19 protein-coding genes are annotated in these 20616 nt (G+C 48.3%); 18 read left to right on the plus strand and 1 reads right to left on the minus strand.

Going from position 1 to position 20616, the window contains the following annotated elements; translation table 11 throughout:
• The first annotated feature begins 28 nt into the window (after positions 1 to 28).
• The 14 genes from sat (at position 29) to BTR1S_RS05700 (ending at position 16075) form a co-directional block, all read left to right on the plus strand.
• On the plus strand, positions 29 to 1192 hold the full coding sequence (sat, locus tag BTR1S_RS05635; RefSeq protein ID WP_029418807.1) for a sulfate adenylyltransferase: 1164 nt from the start codon (positions 29 to 31) through the stop codon (positions 1190 to 1192).
• Positions 1189 to 1779: an adenylyl-sulfate kinase gene (cysC, locus tag BTR1S_RS05640; protein ID WP_006637163.1), complete on the plus strand. Its 591-nt coding sequence runs from the start codon at positions 1189 to 1191 to the stop codon at positions 1777 to 1779. The genes sat and cysC overlap by 4 nt, the downstream gene beginning before the upstream one ends.
• Positions 1780 to 1903: 124 nt before the next feature.
• Positions 1904 to 2581, plus strand: a complete 678-nt coding sequence (locus BTR1S_RS05645) for a YetF domain-containing protein (RefSeq protein ID WP_006637162.1) — start codon at positions 1904 to 1906, stop codon at positions 2579 to 2581.
• Positions 2582 to 2912: 331 nt separating this feature from the next.
• Positions 2913 to 3767, plus strand: coding sequence for a pyrroline-5-carboxylate reductase (proC, locus tag BTR1S_RS05650; RefSeq protein WP_029418808.1), 855 nt, complete (start codon positions 2913 to 2915; stop codon positions 3765 to 3767).
• A gap of 34 nt (positions 3768 to 3801) precedes the next feature.
• The gene (proB, locus tag BTR1S_RS05655) at positions 3802 to 4920 is read left to right on the plus strand and encodes a glutamate 5-kinase (protein ID WP_006637160.1); all 1119 of its coding nucleotides are present in this window, start codon (positions 3802 to 3804) and stop codon (positions 4918 to 4920) included.
• 24 nt (positions 4921 to 4944) lie between these two features.
• Positions 4945 to 6216: a glutamate-5-semialdehyde dehydrogenase gene (locus tag BTR1S_RS05660; protein WP_029418809.1), complete on the plus strand. Its 1272-nt coding sequence runs from the start codon at positions 4945 to 4947 to the stop codon at positions 6214 to 6216.
• A 159-nt stretch (positions 6217 to 6375) separates the two neighbouring features.
• Entirely contained in the window at positions 6376 to 7533 is a 1158-nt protein-coding gene (locus tag BTR1S_RS05665) for an acyl-CoA dehydrogenase (RefSeq protein ID WP_006637158.1), read from the plus strand.
• Positions 7534 to 7567: 34 nt separating this feature from the next.
• Positions 7568 to 9205 (plus strand): AMP-binding protein, encoded by a 1638-nt coding sequence (locus tag BTR1S_RS05670; protein WP_006637157.1) that lies wholly within the window; start codon positions 7568 to 7570, stop codon positions 9203 to 9205.
• Positions 9206 to 9247: 42 nt separating this feature from the next.
• On the plus strand, positions 9248 to 10606 hold the full coding sequence (locus BTR1S_RS05675; RefSeq protein ID WP_029418810.1) for an acetyl-CoA carboxylase biotin carboxylase subunit: 1359 nt from the start codon (positions 9248 to 9250) through the stop codon (positions 10604 to 10606).
• Positions 10603 to 10815 (plus strand): acetyl-CoA carboxylase biotin carboxyl carrier protein subunit, encoded by a 213-nt coding sequence (locus tag BTR1S_RS05680; RefSeq protein ID WP_029418811.1) that lies wholly within the window; start codon positions 10603 to 10605, stop codon positions 10813 to 10815. The genes BTR1S_RS05675 and BTR1S_RS05680 overlap by 4 nt, the downstream gene beginning before the upstream one ends.
• A 17-nt stretch (positions 10816 to 10832) precedes the next feature.
• Positions 10833 to 11744: a hydroxymethylglutaryl-CoA lyase gene (locus BTR1S_RS05685; RefSeq protein ID WP_006637154.1), complete on the plus strand. Its 912-nt coding sequence runs from the start codon at positions 10833 to 10835 to the stop codon at positions 11742 to 11744.
• A gap of 15 nt (positions 11745 to 11759) precedes the next feature.
• Positions 11760 to 12542, plus strand: coding sequence for an enoyl-CoA hydratase (locus BTR1S_RS05690; protein WP_006637153.1), 783 nt, complete (start codon positions 11760 to 11762; stop codon positions 12540 to 12542).
• 22 nt (positions 12543 to 12564) lie between these two features.
• Positions 12565 to 14094, plus strand: a complete 1530-nt coding sequence (locus BTR1S_RS05695) for an acyl-CoA carboxylase subunit beta (protein ID WP_006637152.1) — start codon at positions 12565 to 12567, stop codon at positions 14092 to 14094.
• Between the two features lie 28 nt (positions 14095 to 14122).
• Positions 14123 to 16075 carry an AMP-binding protein gene (locus BTR1S_RS05700; RefSeq protein ID WP_029418812.1) on the plus strand — a complete coding sequence of 651 codons (1953 nt, stop codon included), beginning with the start codon at positions 14123 to 14125 and terminating at the stop codon, positions 16073 to 16075.
• 78 nt (positions 16076 to 16153) lie between these two features.
• Here BTR1S_RS05700 and BTR1S_RS05705 read toward each other — a convergent pair whose 3' ends face one another.
• A complete protein-coding gene (locus tag BTR1S_RS05705; protein WP_006637150.1) occupies positions 16154 to 16384 on the minus strand; it encodes a hypothetical protein in 231 nt (76 codons plus the stop codon).
• Positions 16385 to 16479: 95 nt separating this feature from the next.
• Here BTR1S_RS05705 and BTR1S_RS05710 point away from each other — a divergent pair, with 95 nt between their 5' ends.
• The 4 genes from BTR1S_RS05710 (at position 16480) to dacB (ending at position 20432) form a co-directional block, all read left to right on the plus strand.
• On the plus strand, positions 16480 to 16710 hold the full coding sequence (locus BTR1S_RS05710) for an excisionase family DNA-binding protein (RefSeq protein ID WP_006637149.1): 231 nt from the start codon (positions 16480 to 16482) through the stop codon (positions 16708 to 16710).
• A 391-nt stretch (positions 16711 to 17101) separates the two neighbouring features.
• Positions 17102 to 17524 (plus strand): helical membrane plugin domain-containing protein, encoded by a 423-nt coding sequence (locus BTR1S_RS05715; RefSeq protein WP_006637148.1) that lies wholly within the window; start codon positions 17102 to 17104, stop codon positions 17522 to 17524.
• A gap of 41 nt (positions 17525 to 17565) precedes the next feature.
• Positions 17566 to 18744 (plus strand): NAD(P)/FAD-dependent oxidoreductase, encoded by a 1179-nt coding sequence (locus BTR1S_RS05720; protein WP_029418813.1) that lies wholly within the window; start codon positions 17566 to 17568, stop codon positions 18742 to 18744.
• A 203-nt stretch (positions 18745 to 18947) separates the two neighbouring features.
• Entirely contained in the window at positions 18948 to 20432 is a 1485-nt protein-coding gene (gene dacB, locus BTR1S_RS05725; protein WP_029418814.1) for a D-alanyl-D-alanine carboxypeptidase/D-alanyl-D-alanine endopeptidase, read from the plus strand.
• The last annotated feature ends 184 nt before the right edge of the window (positions 20433 to 20616 follow it).

Below are 20616 nucleotides of genomic sequence, written 5' to 3' on the forward strand. Positions count from 1 at the left end.
ATAAAATCGATCGTCGGGAGGAGAAAACATGAAAGAGAACCAGCCGCATGGAGGGACTTTAGTTAGCCGGATGGACGCCTGCCATCCGGAAAATCAAGCTGTCTATGAAGTCGAACTGGATGATATGGCGTTAAGCGACCTTGAGCTTATTGCCACAGGCGGTTACAGCCCTTTAACCGGGTTTTTAAATGAACGGGATTATCAGTCCGTCGTCAATGAGATGCGCCTTTCAAACGGGATCGCGTGGAGCATTCCGATCACACTGCCCGTTACGAAAGAAGCGATCAGGCGGATCAATATCGGCGACTCCGTCAAACTCGTCAAAAACAAAATCGTCTACGGCGTTTTGACTGTTACCGATCTGTATATGCCCGACAAACTGCAGGAGGCGGTGAACGTCTACGGAACAGCCGACCCGCACCACCCGGGGGTAAAGAAACTGTTTGAACGTCCGAACGTGTATATGGGCGGTCCGGTCATGATGATCCGCCGCCCGGAACGGGAAAAGTTCGGCCGCTTTTATCTTGACCCGAAAGAAACGAGACAGCTGTTTAAAAAACAGGGCTGGAACACCGTCGTCGGCTTTCAAACCCGAAATCCGGTGCACCGCGCCCATGAGTACATTCAAAAATCGGCTTTGGAAATCGTTGACGGACTGCTTCTACATCCGCTCGTCGGACAGACAAAATCAGACGATATCCCGGCTGATGTCAGAATGGAAAGCTATGAGGCGCTTTTAGAACGCTATTATCCTAAAGACCGCGTTTGTTTGGCAGTATTTCCGGCGGCTATGCGCTATGCCGGGCCGCGGGAAGCGATTTTTCACGCCCTCGTCCGCAAAAACTACGGCTGCACGCATTTTATCGTAGGACGCGATCACGCGGGAGTCGGAAGCTATTACGGCACCTATGATGCCCAGCATATTTTCAGCCGATTTACAAAAGAAGAGCTCGGAATTGAGCCATTGTTTTTTGAACATTGCTTTTACTGCAAAATATGCGGACATATGGGATCGCTCAAAACATGTCCACACGGCAAGGAAGACCATGTCCATTTATCAGGAACAAAGGTCAGGGAAATGCTCAGAAATGGGCAAAAGCCGCCAAAGGAATTTACAAGACCTGAAGTGAGCGATGTGTTGATTAAAGGCATGAAAAAACAGACTGCAGAAGAGGTGAGCCCGAAAAGATGACGAATATCGTTTGGCACCAGCCATCTATTACAAAAGCCGACAGGCAGCGGCTCAATCAGCATAAAAGCGGTGTGCTTTGGTTTACCGGACTTCCGGGCTCCGGAAAATCAACGCTAGCGAACAAGGTGGATGAACGGCTGCATCAGTCGCGTATGAGAAGCTATGTGCTGGATGGGGATAATATCAGGCACGGTTTAAATAAAGGTCTCGGCTTCAGCAAGGAAGATCGGGCCGAAAATTTGCGGAGAATCGGAGAGGTTGCCAAGCTCTTTGTTGACAGCGGTCAAATCGTTCTGACCGCTTTCGTTTCACCGCATCGCAAAGACCGCGACCAAATCAGAACGCTGTTTGCCGAAGGGGAATTTATCGAAATTCATGTCAGCTGTCCGCTCGATATATGTGAAAAGCGCGATCCGAAAGGGCTTTATCAGAGAGCTAAAAAAGGGGAGATTCAGAATTTCACCGGGGTGGATGCTCCTTATGAACCCCCTGTCAGCCCTGAATTGACTATCGATACAAACCGCTGCACAGCAGATGAAGCGGCTGACGTCATTATTGGTTTTTTAAAAGAAAAAGAATGGATATAACGTTTGTTCAATAAGACGGCGGATCAGCTTTTTCGATCGTTTTTAGGGATAATGCCGAAAACACCGGAGGTTTAAACTGCATCCCGATTGTTAACAATGAAGAGAGAATCGGGAGGGAACCTTGATGGACTATTTACATTTAGCAGTTGAACTGACAATCGGATTTGCAGCTTTATTTATTACGACGAAGATACTAGGGAAAACCCAATTCGCCCAAATCACCCCGTTTGATTTCATTTCCGCGCTTATTTTGGGAGAGATGGTGGGAAATGCGATTTTTGACGAAGAAGTGACCATTTGGAAGATCCTCTTTGCCATCATTGTTTGGGGAGTCCTCATCTATACGATCGAGATTCTATCACAAAAAGTTCAAAGCATAAGAGGCTTCCTCGAAGGACAGCCGAGCATCATCATCAATAAGGGAAAAATCAATTATCAAGCCTTAAAAAAAAATAAACTGGATCTAAACCAGCTGCAAACATTAGCGCGCGAAAAGAACTGTTTTTCCCTTCATGAAATCGAGTACGCCATATTGGAAACCGACGGCTCAATCAGCGTCCTTCCGAAACATAAATACGGGATCCCGACGAGAGCAGACTTAAACATCCCGTATAAATCCATTCAGCTTCCTATCGCACTTATTCTTGACGGCCAGCTAAGAAAGGAAAACCTGAAGGAAGCCGGGTTTGATGAGAGCTGGCTTCAGCATCAATTATCACGCCAAAACATAACAGATTACAGCAAAGTGCTGTATGCGGAATGGCGGGGTGATGAAGAGGAGCTTTATATTACTCAATATTGACGTGGGAAACCGCGGGTTCCGGCTCTTTCAGACCCGCGGTTTTCCTTTTGCTGCGGTTCTGTCTTGATTTCATCCTATTGAACCGCGCCAAAAGTTCTGGATTTCCCCGCTTTCATAAGACAAAATGCCTTCTCATGACAAAACATGCATAAGGCAAAGGGCCGGTCTTTCCAAATAGACATATTTTATGCTTCCTTTTTTCTGCAAAAATCTCCATTTTCCGCATTTTCAATCCCGTCCAGTCAAAGCATGCAAACTTGACATAAATATCTAAAGTGTTAATATACTAACCGTGTTCGAAAAATACGAACAGAAATGCGAACAAAGGGAGATGTTAAAGATCAATATTAAGCAAAAAAACGTAGCTTTTATTGGAGCAGGCTCCATGGCGGAAGGGATGATTTCAGGCATCATCCAATCCAAAAAGCTGCCCGCCAGCCAAATCTATGTGACCAACCATAAGAATCACCGCCGTTTACAGGAACTCCAAAAGAAATATGGAATACAGGGCATTAAAAAAGAAGAGCTCGATTATCAGAACATCGACTGTTTCATATTGGCGATGAAGCCCAAGGACGCCGAAAATGCTCTTCATTCCATCAAACCGCATATTCAACCCCATCAGCTTATTTTGTCAGTATTAGCTGGCATCCCAATTTCATTTATCGAAAAAGCGCTGCACGATAAGCAGCCCGTCATCAGAATGATGCCGAATACGTCCAGTACGATCGGCGCCTCGGCAACCGCGATGTCTGAAGGAAGCGCAGTCTCCGCCGATCAATCACAAACCGTGAAGCAATTGCTCCAGTGCATGGGAGAGGTCTATGTCATCGACGAAAACAAAATGGATATTTTCACAGGAATTGCCGGAAGCGGGCCAGCCTTCTTTTATTATTTAATGGAGCATATCGAAAAAGCAGGGGCAGAAGCCGGATTAAGCGGAAAATTAACGAGGGAAATCGGAGCGCAGACACTGCTCGGCGCCGCAAAAATGCTTCTGGAAAGCCCTGAAGATACCGCTGTTCTGAAAGACAACATCACATCTCCTAACGGTACGACCGCTGCCGGTTTGAAAGCTTTGGAAGAAAGCGGGGGCGGCGAAGCGATCGAACAGGCGATCAAACATGCAGCCAAACGCTCGAAAACCATCAGCCGGGAATTGGAACGATTCGTCACAGTAAAGTAGCACCGGACATGAACGAAAAAACAGGAGTGATAAAATGACCTCTAAGCAAAAGAGGGTAGTTGTCAAAGTGGGGAGCAGTTCGTTAACAAGCCTCCACGGAGAAATCAGCAGCAAAAAACTCGAAAAGCTCGTCGAACAGATCGTCCGTCTGAAGGATGAAGGGCATGAAGTGCTGCTCGTATCATCAGGTGCGGTTGCAGCCGGATACCGAAAGCTCGGATTTATGAACAGGCCTGATACACTGCCCGAAAAGCAGGCATCTGCGTCAGTGGGCCAAGGGTTGTTGATAGAGGCCTATTCCAAACTCTTTTTATCCCACGGCTATATCGCTTCACAAATTTTAATCACGAGAAGCGATTTCTCTGATGAAAAACGGTACAACAATGTGAGAAACACCATGAATGTCCTGCTGAAGCGCGGAATCATCCCAATCATCAACGAAAATGACACGGTCACCGTAAACCGGCTCAAATTTGGTGACAATGATACGCTTGCAGCGAAGGTCGCCGGCCTGATCGATGCTGATGTGCTGACCATTCTTTCAGACATAGACGGACTTTATGATGCAAATCCGCGGCAAACACCAAATGCCAATCTGATAAGAGAAGTGAATGAAATCACCGCGGAAATGGAAGCATCAGCCGGAGACGCCGGAAGTGATGTCGGCACCGGCGGTATGAGATCAAAACTGGACGCATTTAAAATCACAATGGCCTCAGGCATCAAAGGTTTTTTGGGGCGCGCCGACAGTCCGGATATTTTATATGAAGCCATCAGCGGGACCGCGCGGGGAACGTATTTTGAACCGAACGCCGCTTCACACACCCTCAATCATAAAAAACAATGGATAGCCTTTAACTCTGGCCCAGAAGGCGACATCATCGTCAGCAATGAAAGCAAAGAGTTGATCATCGACCGAAAAAGCCTGTATCCTTCTAGTATTTACGAAATAAACGGCCGTTTCAGCAACGGTTCCGTCGTTCGAATCCTTGACCAGGAGGGAGAAGAAATCGGCCTCGGCGTCGTCAATTTTTCTTCATCCCAGCTTCGTAAATGGAAGAAGGGTACGAATCAGGAAACAGCAGCTTCCTCACAGGCTGTCGTAGACAGAGACGCGTTTGTCTGTCATTTGGAGCTATCCATCCCGCTTTAAGGATCAAAAAAGGAGGAATTGACCATGACGGCAATTGACAAAGGCATCCGGGCACACATCGAAGAAAAAGCGATAAAAGCAAAAAAAGCGGCAAAACGTTTAAGACAGGTCACAAAAAATGAAAAAAACGAAGCGCTGTACACGCTGGCGGACCATCTTGAGAGAAACATGCGACTGATCCTCACTGAAAATAAGAAAGACACAGAAGCCGGACGAGACAAAGGCTATGATGAAGCATATATTGACCGGCTGTCACTGAACGAGGAGAGAGTGCACGGCTTTGCCAAAAGCCTTAAAGAGGTGGCAGAGCTGGATGATCCCGTCGGCGAAACGCTGTCAGCCTGGACGCTTGATAACGGGTTGAAAGCGGAAAAAGTCCGCGTTCCTCTCGGTGTCATCGGCATGATTTATGAAGCGAGGCCAAATGTGACCGTCGATGCGGCCGGTCTTGCTCTAAAATCGGGAAATGCGATCGTTTTAAAAGGCGGATCATCTGCCAGGCATTCCAATCAAGCGATCGTCTCTGTCATGCATGAAGCCCTTGCCGGCACAAACATTCCCCATGATGCCGTTCAATTTATCGGGAGCACTGATCGGAGCGCTGCAAAAGAGCTGTTTACGATGAAGGAACACATCGATGTACTGATTCCCCGGGGAGGCGGCGCTTTAATTCAAGAAGTCGTAGAACATGCAACAGTCCCCGTCCTTGAAACCGGGGTGGGCAACTGCCATCTTTATATCGACAGAGAGGCTGACGCTGAAAAAGCGCTCAGCATTCTGATCAATGGAAAAACAGACCGGCCGGCTGTTTGCAATGCGCTAGAAACATTGATCATCCATGAAACATGGCTTGAAGAAAACAAAAATGCGTTGATCACCGCTTTAAACGAACACGGCATCCGGGTCCATGGCGACGAAAAGGCCATCCGCTTCATTCCAGACGCAAAACCCGCCGATGAAGCCGATTGGCGAAATGAATATTTAAGTCTTGATATCGCCGTCAAAGTCGTCAGCAATCTGAATGAAGCGTGCGACCATATTGAAACATACGGTACAAAGCATTCTGAAGCGATTGTCACGGAAAATAAGGAAACGGCAAAAGCCTTTTTCAGCGCCGTTGATGCCGCGGCGCTTTATCACAACGCATCCACCCGGTTCACAGACGGCGGAGCTCTCGGCTTCGGCGCGGAGATCGGAATTTCAACGCAAAAGCTTCACGCTCGGGGACCGATGGGGCTGAAAGACCTGACGACAAGCAAATATATGCTGACCGGAAATGGACACATTAGAATATAAAGCTTAAAACCCGCCGAAGCCGGCGGGTTTTTTAGTGCGTTCAACCGGGGAAATCCGCGCCTGTCCGAAATCCTCTGGCATGAAGACCGCACGTTTTTAATATAATGTTACAAAGTTTTGCCGCTCAACATATTGACGAGAAAAAAAGGGGGGCATCTGATGAATTTCGAATTGACAAGAGAACAGAAAATGGTCCGCGATCTTGCCAGAGACTTTGCTAAACACGAAATCGCGCCTCATGCCGAGCATGTGGACAAAACAGGAGAATTTCCGATTGAAACCTTTCGCAAAATGGGGAAGCTCGGCCTTTTCGGCATCCCGTTTCCAGAATGCTACGGCGGATCAGGAGGCGATACGATTTCCTATGCGCTGGCTGTTGAAGAAATCGGCAGAGCATGCGGCAGCACCGGGCTCAGCTATGCAGCCGCCGTTTCTCTTGGCGCTTCGCCGATCTATTACTTCGGCACAGAAGAACAGAAACAGAAATATCTTGTACCGCTTGCCTCAGGCGAAGCGCTGGGAGCGTTCGGGCTGACAGAGCCAAATGCCGGATCAGACGCCGGGGGCACACAAACAAAGGCCCGCGAGGACGGTGACGACTTTGTGATCAACGGGGAAAAATGCTGGATTACAAATGCGGGATACGCCCGCACCGTCATTGTCACAGCGGTGACAGGCAAGGATAAAAACGGAAAACATATCATTTCAGCGATCATCGTCCCGACAGACGCCGAAGGCTTCACCATCAAAAGCGAATACGACAAAATGGGGATGCGAGGCTCCAACACATCACAGCTTATATTGGAAGATGTCCGGGTTCCGAAGCAAAATCTGCTCGGCAGCCCTGAGAAAGGGTTTAAACAATTCCTGAAAACGCTTGACGGCGGGCGGATTTCGATCGGCGCGCTTGCAGTGGGAATCGCCCAAGCCGCTTTTGACGCTTCATTGGCTTATGCAAACGAGCGGAAGCAATTCGGCCGGCCGATCTCTTCTTTTCAGGCGGTTCAGTTCAAGCTTGCCGATATGGCGGTGGAGATTGAGCTTGCCCGCAATATGGTGCTGAAGGCCGCCTGGCTGAAGGATCAAGACCGCCCGTTCACAAAAGAAGCCGCTTTTGCCAAACTGTTTGCTTCGGAAATGGCTGTGAGAGTGTGCAATCAGGCGATTCAAATTCACGGCGGATCCGGCTATATGAGGGAATATGGAGTGGAACGGATGCTGCGTGACGCGAAGCTGATGGAAATCGGTGAAGGAACATCAGAAATACAGCGGCTTGTGATCGCGAGACAACTGGGCATGAACAAAATCGCTTATTAATGAAAACGCTTTCTGTAGAAGGGGAGAGAAACGAGTGGCAGAGCGGATCCATTTGACGATTGGAAAGCTATTGGAAAAAACGGCGGAAAAAGCGCCTGATCATGAAGCTGTCGTCTATACCGGCCTCGGCCTTCGCTATACGTATCAGCAATTTGACCAGCTATGCCGGAAAGCGGCAAAAGGATTGATGGCCCTCGGCATTCAAAAGGGTGAACACATTGCCATTTGGGCTTCAAATAGGCCTGAATGGCTGACCGTCCAATTTGCCGCCGCAAAAATCGGAGCGGTCCTCGTCACAGTGAATACGAATTATCAATTATCAGAGCTGGAATACGTACTAAAACAATCGGATTCGACCACGCTTCTTTTCATGGATTCCTACCGCGGCACTTCCTATACTGATATTCTTTATGAACTTCTTCCCGAATTGAGAAACTCCAAAGCGGGCGAACTCAAATCTGACAGACTGCCTTTTTTGAAACATATCATGCTGTTCGGGAAAAACAGGAAACCCGGGATGTATCTCTGGGAAGACCTTTTAGAAAAAGCCTCGCTGACCAGCGAAAAAGAGCTTGAAGAAAGAATGGCCAGCCTGAATGAACACGATGTGATCAATATGCAATATACATCAGGCACGACCGGTTTTCCGAAAGGCGTCATGCTGACCCACTACAATTTAGCCAATAATGCCGTCAATATTGCAGAATGTATGAATTTAACGGCAAATGACCGCATGTGTATCCCGGTTCCTTTTTTTCACTGCTTCGGCTGTGTGCTTGGAAATCTGGCCTGTGTCACCGTGGGCGCCACAATGGTTCCCGTTCAGGAATTCAGCCCGAGGGAAGTGCTCAAGACCGTTGAATCCGAAAGATGCACCGCGCTTCACGGCGTTCCCACGATGTTTATCGCCGAGATGAATGACGAAGATTTCGCTTCATACAATTTGTCTTCTTTAAGAACGGGGATTATGGCGGGCTCAAATTGTCCGACAGAGGTTATGAAAGGCGTCATTGAAAAAATGGGAATTTCCGAAATCACGATCGCTTACGGGCAGACAGAAGCTTCACCGGTGATTACCCAGACAAGAGTTCACGATTCACTCAAGCGAAGGGTTGAAACAGTAGGCCGGGCCCTCCCTCATATTGAAGTGAAAATTACCGATCCTGACAACAACCGGGAGGTGGAAAGAGGGAGGCAAGGCGAGCTTTGCACACGCGGCTATCATGTCATGAAAGGCTATTATAAAAATCCGCAGGCGACAGCCGCCGCGATTGATGATGAAGGCTTTTTGCATACAGGCGATTTGGCTGTGATGGATGATGACGGTTACTGCCGGATTACAGGACGATTAAAAGACATGATCATCAGGGGCGGCGAAAATATATACCCAAGGGAAATCGAAGAATTTTTATATCAGCACCCAAAAATACTCGATGTCCAGGTTGTCGGCGTACCTGACGAAACATTCGGCGAGGAAGTGTCAGCCTGGATCAAGCTCAAAAACGGAGAACATGCAACAGCCGAAGAAATCCGGGAGTATTGCAAAGGAAAAATCGCCCGCTATAAAATTCCCCGCCATGTTGTCTTTGTTGATGAATTTCCGATGACGGCCTCAGGAAAGGTGCAAAAATTCAAATTAAGGGAACAGGCGCATGAGATGTTTAAACTGTAATTTTGTTGTCAATGCCCGACTAACATGAAAGGGGGAGCTTTTTTGTTTAAAAAATTGCTAATTGCCAACCGCGGAGAAATCGCGCTTCGCATCATCCGCACCTGTAAACGGCTCGGCATCCAAACAGCGGCCATATACTCTGAAGCAGATGCGGAATCCCTGCATGTAAATGCAGCCGATGAAGCCTGGCTGATCGGGAAGCCGCGCGTCAATGAAAGCTATTTAAATATCGAAAAAATCATCGAAACGGCTAAACAAGCGGGAGCCGATGCCATCCATCCGGGATACGGGCTGCTTTCGGAAAACAGCCGTTTTGCTGAAAGGTGCAAAGAAGAGAATATCATCTTTATCGGGCCTTCCCCGGATGTCATCGCAAAAATGGGAGATAAAATTGAAGCGAGAAAAGCGATGGAAAAAGCGAAGGTTCCGGTTGTGCCGGGAATCACGCATAGCCTGTCAAGTTTGAATGAGGCCGTCGGCACCGCCCGGTCGATCGGCTTCCCCGTCATGCTGAAAGCCTCATTTGGAGGGGGCGGAATCGGCATGCAGCTGATTCGCAATGAAGACGAATTAAAAAAGGCGTATGAAGGCAACAGAAAGCGGGCGGCCGATTTTTTCGGAGACGGTGCCATGTATATTGAAAAGTTTGTCGAACATGCACGCCATATCGAAATTCAAATTCTAATAGACCACTATGGGAATGCCGTTTACCTATGGGAGCGCGACTGTTCGATCCAAAGGCGGCAGCAAAAAGTCATCGAAGAAGCCCCGGCCCCTCTGCTTGATGAAAACATGAGGGCAAAACTCGGTGAAGCCGCTGTAAAGGCCGCTCTGTCAATCGGTTATACCAATGCGGGGACAATTGAGTTTTTAGTAGATCAGGAGAATCGTTTTTATTTTTTGGAAATGAATACACGGCTTCAGGTCGAACATCCGGTCACAGAAGAAATTACAGGGCTTGACCTTGTCAGGGAGCAGCTGTATATCGCCTCCGGCGAACCGCTTTCTTTCTCACAGAAAGATGTAAAACGGGACGGCCACGCCATTGAAGTCAGAATTTACGCTGAAGACCCGAAAACGTTTTTTCCATCGCCGGGACGCATCACCGCCTTTACGCTGCCGGAACATCCGAACATCCGCCACGAGTGCGCCGTATCAGCCGGCATGACCATCACCCCGTATTATGATCCGATGATCGCCAAGATGATTGCGAAAGGAAAAAGCAGATGTGAAGCGATTGAAACCTTGCTCGCGGCGCTCCCGCAATACAAAGTGGCTGGAATCAAAACAAACATTCCGCTGCTTGAAGAAATCGTACGATCTCCTGCCTTTCAAAAAGGCGGGGTGCAAACCGATTTTATACAGCGGCATGTATTGAAACCAAAAGGAGGGGCTTTATGAATACAGTTGTCATCAATATGGCGGGCAACATATGGAAAATTTTAGTTCGTCCGGGAGATGAAATCGAGAAAGGACAGGAGGTGGCCATTTTAGAGTCAATGAAAATGGAAATCCCGATTGTGGCGGAAACGAGCGGCACTGTAAAAGAGATCAAAAAGCGCGAGGGCGATTTTGCTGATGAAGGAGACGTATTATTAGAGCTTCAATAGCGTCTGGGGGAAAGCAGATGAACATTCCAAATAACATCCGCATAAAAGAAGTCGGACCGCGGGACGGTCTGCAAAATGAGAACGGCGTGCTCTCTACAGGCGACAAAATCGCCTGGATTGACATGCTCTCCCTTACAGGGCTTCCCTATATTGAAATTACATCATTTGTCCATCCTAAGTGGATTCCGCCACTTGCCGATGCATTGGAGGTCGCCAAAGGAATCAAGCGGAAGCCGGGAGTCACATATGCAGCGCTCGTCCCCAATGCAAAGGGGCTTGAACGGGCGCTTGAAGGGGATATCGACGAGGCGGCCGTCTTTATGTCGGCAAGCGAAACCCACAACCTGAAAAACATCAACAAAACAATCGATGAGACGCTTCCCGTCCTGAAAGAGGTGATCACAGAAGCCATCAAGGCGAAACGTACTGCAAGGGCCTACCTTTCTGTTGTATTTGGCTGTCCTTATGAGAAAGCCGTGCCATTGGATCGGATCATCCGCATCTCTGAAACACTATTCGACATGGACATTTGCGAGCTGTCCCTAGGCGACACGATCGGCGCGGCGAATCCCGTACAGGTGGAAATCGTACTGGAAGCGCTGCTGAAACGCTTTCCAAAAGAAAAGATCGCGGTTCATTTTCATGATACAAGAGGGATGGCGCTCGCCAACATGCTGACGGCCATGAACATGGGAATCACGGCTTTTGACGGGGCATGCGGGGGATTGGGAGGCTGTCCTTATGCGCCGGGTTCTTCCGGAAATGCCGCAACAGATGACCTCATCTATATGTGCGCCCAAATGGGCATTGAGACCGGTGTTGATCTTGGGAAGCTTCTCAAGGCAGCGAGATGGGTCGAAGAAAAAATGGGAAGGCAGCTGCCGAGCCGCAATTTGCAGGCCGCCAAATCACTCGGCAAATTGCCATAAAGGAGGGAGACCATCGTGGAGCCGAACATCCTGTATTCTGTTCAGAAAGATACAATCGCCGTCTTAACACTAAACAGGCCGCAGGCCGCAAATTCGCTGTCGCTTGCGCTGCTTGGCGAGCTGTGCGGCCTGCTCCGCGACATGAGAAACAATCCGGACATCCGTTGCGTTATCATTACGGGACAGGGGAATAAAACGTTTTGCGCCGGTGCGGATTTGAAGGAAAGAGCTCGGATGAATCGTACTGAAGCGAAGCAGGCGGTTTCCTTGATCCAAAGCGTGATTCATCAGGTAGAAAGCCTGCCTCAGCCTGTGATCGCCTCTCTCAATGGCAGCGCCTTGGGCGGCGGGCTTGAGCTCGCCTTGGCATGCGACATCAGAATCGCAGCCGACCATATTGAAGTCGGCCTGCCTGAAACAACGCTGGCAATCATTCCTGGTGCCGGCGGGACGCAGCGGCTTCCCCGCTTGATCGGCAGGGGCAAGGCGAAGGAGCTGATCTACACGGGACACCGTATCAGCGCCCAAACCGCACTGGATCTAAACCTTGTCGAACATGTCGTTCCATTATCAGAACTAAGGAAAAAAACCGAAGAGATCGCACAAAAAATCGCAGCAAACGGGCCGGTTGCCGTCAGACAGGCAAAGTTTGCGATCAATAAAGGTCTTGAGACAAACATCGAAACCGGGCTTGCCATCGAGCAAAAAGCGTACGAACTGACGATTCCGACAAAAGACCGTACAGAAGGACTGCAAGCTTTTTTAGAAAAACGAAAGCCCGAATATAAGGGAGAATAACAAGAAACGGAGGGAACAGCCGATGCCGGACGAAAAGGATTTGAACGAGCGAATCAGCGACATCGCAAAAGGCGGAGCGCAAAAATACCATGACGCCAATGCAAAAAAAGGCAAATTGTTTGTCAGGGACCGTTTGAAACTGCTGCTTGACGAGGGGCTTGATCTCGAGGACGCTTTTTTTGCCAATTGTATGTCTGAAGGGCTTCCTGCTGACGGAGTCGTCACGGGGATCGGCAAAATCGGCGGGCAAACCGTTTGCGTCATGGCCAATGATTCAACCGTCAAAGCCGGATCATGGGGAGCCAGAACCGTCGAAAAAATCATCCGCATCCAAGAAACAGCCGAAAAATTGCATTGTCCGCTGTTTTATTTAGTCGACTCGGCCGGAGCAAGGATCACGGATCAAGTTGACATGTTTCCCGGGAGGCGGGGGGCGGGCCGGATCTTTTACAATCAAGTCAAATTATCCGGTCGCATCCCGCAAATCTGTCTGCTGTTCGGCCCTTCCGCAGCGGGCGGCGCCTACATCCCGGCTTTCTGCGATATCGTCATCATGGTCGACGGAAACGCTTCAATGTACTTAGGCTCACCGCGCATGGCGGAAATGGTGATCGGGGAAAAGGTCACCCTTGAAGAAATGGGCGGTGCGAGAATGCATTGTTCTGTATCAGGGTGCGGAGATGTCCTCGCTGAAACGGAAGAAGAAGCGATTCTCTCAGCGCGCCGGTATCTGTCCTATTTCCCGGCAAACTATGCGGAAAAAGCGCCCATTGCCGAAGCGAGACCCGCGCAAACATTTGACAAACCATTGGAGGATGTCATCCCGCAAAACCAAAACACCCCGTTTGACATGATGGAATTGATCCGCCGGGTCGTCGATAAGGATTCATTTTATGAAATAAAAAAATTGTTCGCACCCGAGCTCATGACAGGGCTGGCAAGACTCCACGGGCTGCCCGTCGGCATCATCGCCAACCAGCCGCGGATAAAAGGCGGAGTTTTATTTCACGATTCCGCAGATAAGGCCGCGAAATTCATCAATTTATGCGATGCCTATAACATTCCGCTTCTTTTTTTGGCCGATATACCGGGATTTATGATCGGAACAAAAGTGGAGCGGGCGGGAATAATCCGGCATGGCGCCAAAATGATTTCCGCCATGTCAGAAGCAACCGTTCCGAAAATATCCGTCATCATCCGCAAAGCATATGGCGCCGGATTGTACGCGATGGCAGGCCCGGCATTTGAACCAGACTGCTGTCTCGCGCTGCCGACGGCGCAAATCGCGGTCATGGGGCCGGAAGCCGCGGTCAATGCCGTGTATGCCAAAAAAATCGCAGAGCTCCCTGAAGAAGAACGGTCCGCATTCATCGCCAAAAAGCGTGAAGAGTATCAAAAAGACATCGACATTTTCCGTTTGGCTTCTGAAATGATCGTCGACGGCATTGTTCCGGCCGGCTCTTTGCGGACTGAACTCGGCAAACGGCTTGGCGCCTATATGTCTAAATATGTGGCATTTAGCGAGCGGAAGCACCCGGTATATCCTGTCTGATCATGGAAACACGGAAAGGAGAACGATGATGACTGAAAAAGCGGTTTGGCAGCCTGATCCGGAATTTATCAAAACAACCCGGCTGTTTCAATGGATGAAGACACTCGGCTTTTCCGATTATGCCGATTTCTTGAAAGCCACTACAGATGATATCGCCTGGTTTTGGGAGGAAGCCGAAAAAGCCCTCGGCATCTCCTGGTACAAGCGATACAGCAGCACATTAAACATGGACCGGGGCATCAAATGGCCGAGATGGTATTCCGGCGGCCGCTTAAATGCCGTGTACAATGCCGTCGAAAAATGGGCCGGACAAACAGATACAGCCGCAAAAACGGCAATCATTTGGGAACGTGAAGACGGGAAAACGGAGCAGATTTCATTTTCTTCATTACACGATAAAATTGCGCGGGCGGCCAAAGGTTTTACACACCTGGGGATTTCAAAAGGGGATGTAATTGGGATTTACATGCCGATGATTCCTGAAACGGTCATTGCCATGCTGGCAGCCGCCAAAATCGGAGCGATCTTTTCCCCGATTTTCTCAGGCTATGGGGCTCATGCGGCAGCTGCCAGACTGAATGCCGCCGAAGCGAAAATGCTTGTCACCTGCGATGCATTTGTCAGGCGCGGAAACGTAATCACCATGAAAAAAGAAGCAGATGAAGCTGTGAACAGATCCCCGTCTGTCCAAAAAGTCGTCGTCTGCCGCCTTCATGATGCAGATGTACCATGGCATGAGACAAGAGACGTGGATTGGGATGAATTGATGAAACATGAGCCGCATGAGAGGACGGAAGAGATGGAAAGCTCTGAACCGCTCATGATTCTTTACACGTCGGGAACGACCGGACAGCCGAAGGGCGCCGTTCATACCCATTCCGGTTTTCCGATTAAAGCGGCGTTTGACGCCGGCTTCGGCATGGATGTCAAACAGGGGGATGCGTTTTTCTGGTATACGGATATGGGCTGGATGATGGGACCGTTTTTAATATTCGGAGGTCTCATCAACGGAGCCGCGATTTTATTATACGACGGAGCACCCGATTTCCCCGGGCCTGACAGGCTTTGGGAGCTTGTCAGCCGCCACCGCGTCACACATCTCGGCATCTCACCGACGCTTATCCGCGCCATGATGCAGTATGGCGAAGATTTCCTGAAAAAATATGACCTGGACAGCTTAAAAGCAATCGGTTCGACCGGAGAACCATGGAACTATGAACCGTGGATGTGGCTTTTCCGCCATGCCGGAAAAGGGAAACTGCCGATTTTTAATTATTCGGGCGGAACCGAAATTGCCGGCGGGATATTGGGAAATGTGCCGATATTGCCGATCGCACCGATGACCTTTAATTCGCCTCTGCCGGGTATGGCAGCCCATGTTTTCAATGAACAGGGAGACGAAGTCATAGACGAAGTCGGGGAGCTTGTCCTGACAAAGCCTTGGGTCGGAATGACAAACGGTTTTTGGAAGGAGCCTGACAGGTATGAAAACGCATACTGGAGCCGCTGGAGCGATGTCTGGGTGCATGGGGACTGGGCGGTTAGGGATGAAGAAGGATACTGGACGATCAGCGGCCGTTCGGATGATGTGATCAATGTTGCCGGCAAAAGGATCGGACCGGCCGAAATCGAATCCGTTTTCGTCAGTCATCCGGCTGTGGCAGAAGCCGGGGTGATCGGAGTCCCTGACGATCTGAAAGGGCAGGCCGTTGTTTGCTTCGCCGTTTTGAGAACGGGCGAGCAGCCTTCTGCACATTTGAAAACCGATTTGCTGAAGCTGGCCGCCGAAACGCTCGGAAAAACGATGAAACCGAAAGCGGTATATTTCGTCAGCGATCTCCCGAAGACAAGAAACGCAAAAGTAATGAGAAGGCTGATACGGGCTGCTTATTTACACGAGCCAACAGGCGATTTATCAACATTGGAAAACCCTGAGTCATACAATGAAATCGCACGGCTTTCAGCAGCCGAAGATCTGTAGTATACTTCAAAAGGATGCAAAAACAAAGAAGAAGGATCATGTCCTTCCTCTTTTATTTTGATCAGAACAATTGATGTTCTACATACGGACAATGACCGATCCTCCGCCGCCCGATGTGCAGACGCGGTTTTGCTGCTCTTCAATGGAACGCAGGAGCTGATTGTTGCTTTCCATCAGCTTGATCAGCAAAGCCATTTGATCCTCGAGGTTTTTCAATCTTTGGGTCATATGCTGCGGGTGTTGCCCCGGCGGCAGTTGTGGCGAGGCAGCGGGCGGGTAAGATGTTTCAGAATTCCATTTTGAATGCATGGTAACTGCGCCTCCATCATCAAAACTTATGTACCTTATCGTATGATCTTTAAAAAAACAACGTTCGCCTAAATTCGGACGAAAGGGAATGAGACATGTATTTAACAATAAAAGAAACAGCAGAATATTTGTCGCTTTCTGAAGCATACATTGAACAGCTGATCAGAGAAAAGAAAATCCGCGTGATCGACGACGGGCAGCAATATTTAATTAACAAAGAACAATTCAACTCCCATCTGGAGCAGATGGAAAAGTATAAGGAACTGGTTGAGGCCATCCTGAATGAACCCATCCCCGAAGATCCGGATGTAAAAGACGAAGATTAGTATAATATAAATATATTATGTAAACTAAAACAGCGTATTGTTCTGCCCCCAACGCTACAAAACCGGCGGGGAACTGATAAAAAAGTCACAATTAAGGAAATGAAAGGGATGAAAAAGCGGCATTTTTCAAGTTTTATACGATTTTATTTCATTTCAGAAACAATCACGTTCATTTTTTGTTCAAAAAATGTTATCATTTAATAGTAAAATATATCGTGTTTTGAGATTGCAAGTTTTTCAGTCCATTGACAGGGGTACTGAAAGAAGCAAAACAAACACATCAGGGGGGCTCTTTCTCTGCGGATTTGTTTGTGCATAAATTCACAAACTCCGATCAGAAAGAACTTCCTGCAAAAAATAGCACATTGCTTATTGTAAAGGAGAATTGGTTATGCCGGAAACAATCGATCAAACAAACGAATCTGTTAGCCAAAGCCAACGCGATCTCATTGATCAGCTGCTAAAACCTGAAGTACAGGAGTCTTTGACTGTTCTAGTCGACCAGCTTCCAAAGCTGACTGAACTGGTAAACATTTTGACGAAGTCTTACGATTTCGCGCAATCCGTGGCGACTGACGAAGTATTAAAAAGCGATACTGTAGGTGCCATTACAGAAATTCTCGAGCCGGTAAAAGAAACGGCGAAAGATATCGCGGCGACGGCGATCGAAGCAAAAGACCGCGCTGACGAAAGCAATGAAGTGATCGGACTGTTCGGTCTTCTGAGAATGCTTAAAGATCCGCAGGCTCAAAAACTGTTCCGCTTTGTCCAAAGCTACCTGCAAATCATGTCAGAACGCGAAAAACAAAAATAATACCTTCAGAACACATTTAGAATAAGGACGGAGGATTCATGATGTCAAAACATATAGTCATTCTAGGCGCTGGTTACGGCGGATTACTTTCTGCTTTAACAGTACGCAAACATTACAGTAAAGAAGAAGCAACAATAACAGTGGTCAATCAATACCCGACTCACCAGATCATTACGGAACTGCACCGTCTTGCGGCAGGAAACGTCTCAGAACAAGCCATCGCTATGCCGCTTGCAAAGCTTTTCAAAGGAAAAGACATCGATCTTAAAATCGCAAAAGTAAACTCTTTTTCCGTTGATAAAAAAGAAGTCGCTCTTTCAGACGGTTCTACGCTAACATACGATGCGCTCGTAGTCGGCCTCGGTTCTGTAACGGCTTACTTCGGCATCCCTGGACTTGAAGAAAACAGCATGGTTCTTAAATCCGCAAATGATGCGAAGAAGATCTTCAAGCATGTCGAAGAACGCGTACGCGAATACTCCAAAACAAAAAATGAAGCTGATGCAACAATTCTTATCGGGGGAGGCGGCTTAACAGGCGTCGAGCTTGTCGGTGAGCTTGCTGACATCATGCCAAATCTTACGAAAAAATACGGTGTAAACCTTAAAGAAATCAAATTAAAATTGGTTGAAGCAGGGCCGAAAATCCTTCCTGTTCTTCCGGATGATCTTATCGCACGCGCGACTGCCAGCCTTGAAAAACGCGGCGTTGAATTCTTAACAGGTCTTCCTGTCACAAATGTAGAGGGGAACGTCATTGATCTGAAAGACGGATCAAAAGTAGTTGCCAACACATTTGTTTGGACTGGCGGCGTACAAGGAAATCCTCTTGTCGGCGAATCAGGCCTTGAAGTCAACCGCGGACGCGCGACTGTGAACGAATTCCTTCAATCTACTTCACATGAAGATGTGTTCGTTGCCGGAGACAGCGCTGTCGTCTTTGGTCCGGACGGCCGTCCATATCCGCCGACAGCACAAATTGCATGGCAAATGGGCGAACTGATCGGCTACAACCTATACGCATACTTAGAAAACAAATCTCTTGAAACATTCAGCCCTGTCAACTCAGGTACGCTTGCAAGCCTTGGCCGCAAAGATGCAGTTGCGATCATCGGCGCTAACTCAACAGCCCTGAAAGGACTTCCTGCTTCCTTAATGAAAGAGGCAAGCAACGTGCGCTACCTAAGCCATATTAAAGGTCTATTCAGCCTGGCTTACTAATAAAATTCCAGCACTACTTATAGTGTAAACTATAAGTGGTGCTTTTTTATGCCGTAAATTTGACGGGGAAATGAAATATTTTGAATTTTTTAGTTTACTGTTGTTCCAGGCAGCTTCAAATGCCCACACTACACAATTTTCGAAGTATATCCCGCCCCTTTTTGCAATAAAGTATTAAAACATGAGCGGAAGGGGGGAACTGAATGTCCAAAACCGTAAAGCTTTGCCTGTGCATCATGATAATATTCGTTCTGGGGATTGCGTCCCACACAGTTGGAGAAGAGGTTGCCGTCCATGCGACTGAAAAGAACGACGGCCTTGCCGCCGAACTTGACCGGATATTAAAAAATGAGCCTGACTTAAAAGGAGCGCTTGCGGGAATCAGCGTCAGATCGGCGGACACCGGAAAGGTCGTATACAGCCATATGGGAGACGTCAGAATGAGACCCGCATCCAATCTGAAGCTTTTGACCGCCGCCGCTGCTCTTTCTGTGCTTGGCGAAGATTATTCTTTTACAACAGAGGTGCTGGCTGACGGGCCTGTCCAAGGGAAAAAGGTCAAAGGGAATCTCTACTTAAAAGGAAAAGGCGATCCCACACTGTTAACAGAGGATTTTGATAAGCTGGCTAAAAGCATCCGTCAAAAAGGAATCAGGCAGATCCGCGGAAACCTTGTCGGGGATGATACTTGGTATGACGATGTCCGCTATTCGCCAGATATATCCTGGAGCGATGAACATACATATTACGGAGCACAGATTTCCGCATTAACCGCATCGCCAAATGAAGATTATGATGCAGGCACAGTGATCATCGAGGTGAACCCTGGCGGAAAAACCGGGCAAAAACCAAAGGTTACGGTATCTCCAAAAACGGCATATGTAAACATCGCCAACCATGCCGAAACCGTCCCCGCCGACGGAAAAAAAGAGATCACAATCGCAAGGGAGCATGGCACAAATACGATCAATATCAAAGGCACGATCCCGATGGAAACATCAAGAGTCAGGGAATGGATCGCTGTTTGGGAACCGACCGGCTATGCTCTTGATTTGTTTAAGCAGGCGCTCAAGCGGCACGGCATCAAAGTGCTCGGAAAAACAAAAACCGGCGTCTCGCCGCAAAACGCGCACCGTGTCACAACCCATCAATCCATGCCGCTTTCAGAGCTGATGGTGCCGTTTATGAAGCTCAGCAACAACGGCCATGCCGAAACATTGGTCAAGGAGATGGGAAGGACGGTTAAAGAAGAAGGGAGCTGGGAGAAAGGGCTTGGCGTTTTAAAAGAAACGCTTCCGAGGTTTGCCGTTGATCCAGACGCCATCCTCCTGAGAGACGGTTCGGGAATCTCCCATATCAATCTCATCTCCGCACATCAGATCACAAATCTGTTATTTTCCGTTCAGGATAAAAAATGGTTTTCCGTTTTTCTGCATTCACTGCCGGTTGCCGGCGAAAGTGACAGAATGGCCGGCGGAACATTGCGCAACCGTATGAAAAATCCGGCCCTCAAAGGTAAAGTAAAGGCAAAGACAGGCTCGCTGTCGACCGTCAGTTCATTATCCGGCTATGTTGATACAAAAAGCGGAGAAACGTTGATTTTCTCTGTCATTTTAAATCAGCTGCTTGATGATGAGAAAGGAAAAGATATCGAAGACAAAATCGCCGAGGTATTAGCCGCCCAATGACAGCACCCGTTTCTTAAGAAGCGGGTGTTTTTCTTGTCCTAAATGGAGACAACGCGCCGTTTTTCGGTATTTTGATTTATATATAACAGTTTTGACTTTTTCTTCTTTTATTATAATACAGATTCAATCATGAATTTGTTTTCTAAGGGCTGCATCTTCAATTTGTGTAAGTTCTACGAACTTT

Source organism: Bacillus sonorensis NBRC 101234 = KCTC 13918 (assembly GCF_001592005.1).
GTDB lineage: Bacteria > Bacillota > Bacilli > Bacillales > Bacillaceae > Bacillus > Bacillus sonorensis.

Coding starts and splice junctions, on each gene's coding strand:
- sat (WP_029418807.1), top strand. CDS start 29: ATGAAAGAGAACCAGCCGCATGGAGGGACTTTAGTTAGCCGGATGGAC.
- cysC (WP_006637163.1), top strand. CDS start 1,189: ATGACGAATATCGTTTGGCACCAGCCATCTATTACAAAAGCCGACAGG.
- BTR1S_RS05645 (WP_006637162.1), top strand. CDS start 1,904: ATGGACTATTTACATTTAGCAGTTGAACTGACAATCGGATTTGCAGCT.
- proC (WP_029418808.1), top strand. CDS start 2,913: ATGTTAAAGATCAATATTAAGCAAAAAAACGTAGCTTTTATTGGAGCA.
- proB (WP_006637160.1), top strand. CDS start 3,802: ATGACCTCTAAGCAAAAGAGGGTAGTTGTCAAAGTGGGGAGCAGTTCG.
- BTR1S_RS05660 (WP_029418809.1), top strand. CDS start 4,945: ATGACGGCAATTGACAAAGGCATCCGGGCACACATCGAAGAAAAAGCG.
- BTR1S_RS05665 (WP_006637158.1), top strand. CDS start 6,376: ATGAATTTCGAATTGACAAGAGAACAGAAAATGGTCCGCGATCTTGCC.
- BTR1S_RS05680 (WP_029418811.1), top strand. CDS start 10,603: ATGAATACAGTTGTCATCAATATGGCGGGCAACATATGGAAAATTTTA.
- BTR1S_RS05685 (WP_006637154.1), top strand. CDS start 10,833: ATGAACATTCCAAATAACATCCGCATAAAAGAAGTCGGACCGCGGGAC.
- BTR1S_RS05695 (WP_006637152.1), top strand. CDS start 12,565: ATGCCGGACGAAAAGGATTTGAACGAGCGAATCAGCGACATCGCAAAA.
- BTR1S_RS05700 (WP_029418812.1), top strand. CDS start 14,123: ATGACTGAAAAAGCGGTTTGGCAGCCTGATCCGGAATTTATCAAAACA.
- BTR1S_RS05705 (WP_006637150.1), bottom strand. CDS start 16,384: ATGCATTCAAAATGGAATTCTGAAACATCTTACCCGCCCGCTGCCTCG.
- BTR1S_RS05710 (WP_006637149.1), top strand. CDS start 16,480: ATGTATTTAACAATAAAAGAAACAGCAGAATATTTGTCGCTTTCTGAA.
- BTR1S_RS05715 (WP_006637148.1), top strand. CDS start 17,102: ATGCCGGAAACAATCGATCAAACAAACGAATCTGTTAGCCAAAGCCAA.
- BTR1S_RS05720 (WP_029418813.1), top strand. CDS start 17,566: ATGTCAAAACATATAGTCATTCTAGGCGCTGGTTACGGCGGATTACTT.
- dacB (WP_029418814.1), top strand. CDS start 18,948: ATGTCCAAAACCGTAAAGCTTTGCCTGTGCATCATGATAATATTCGTT.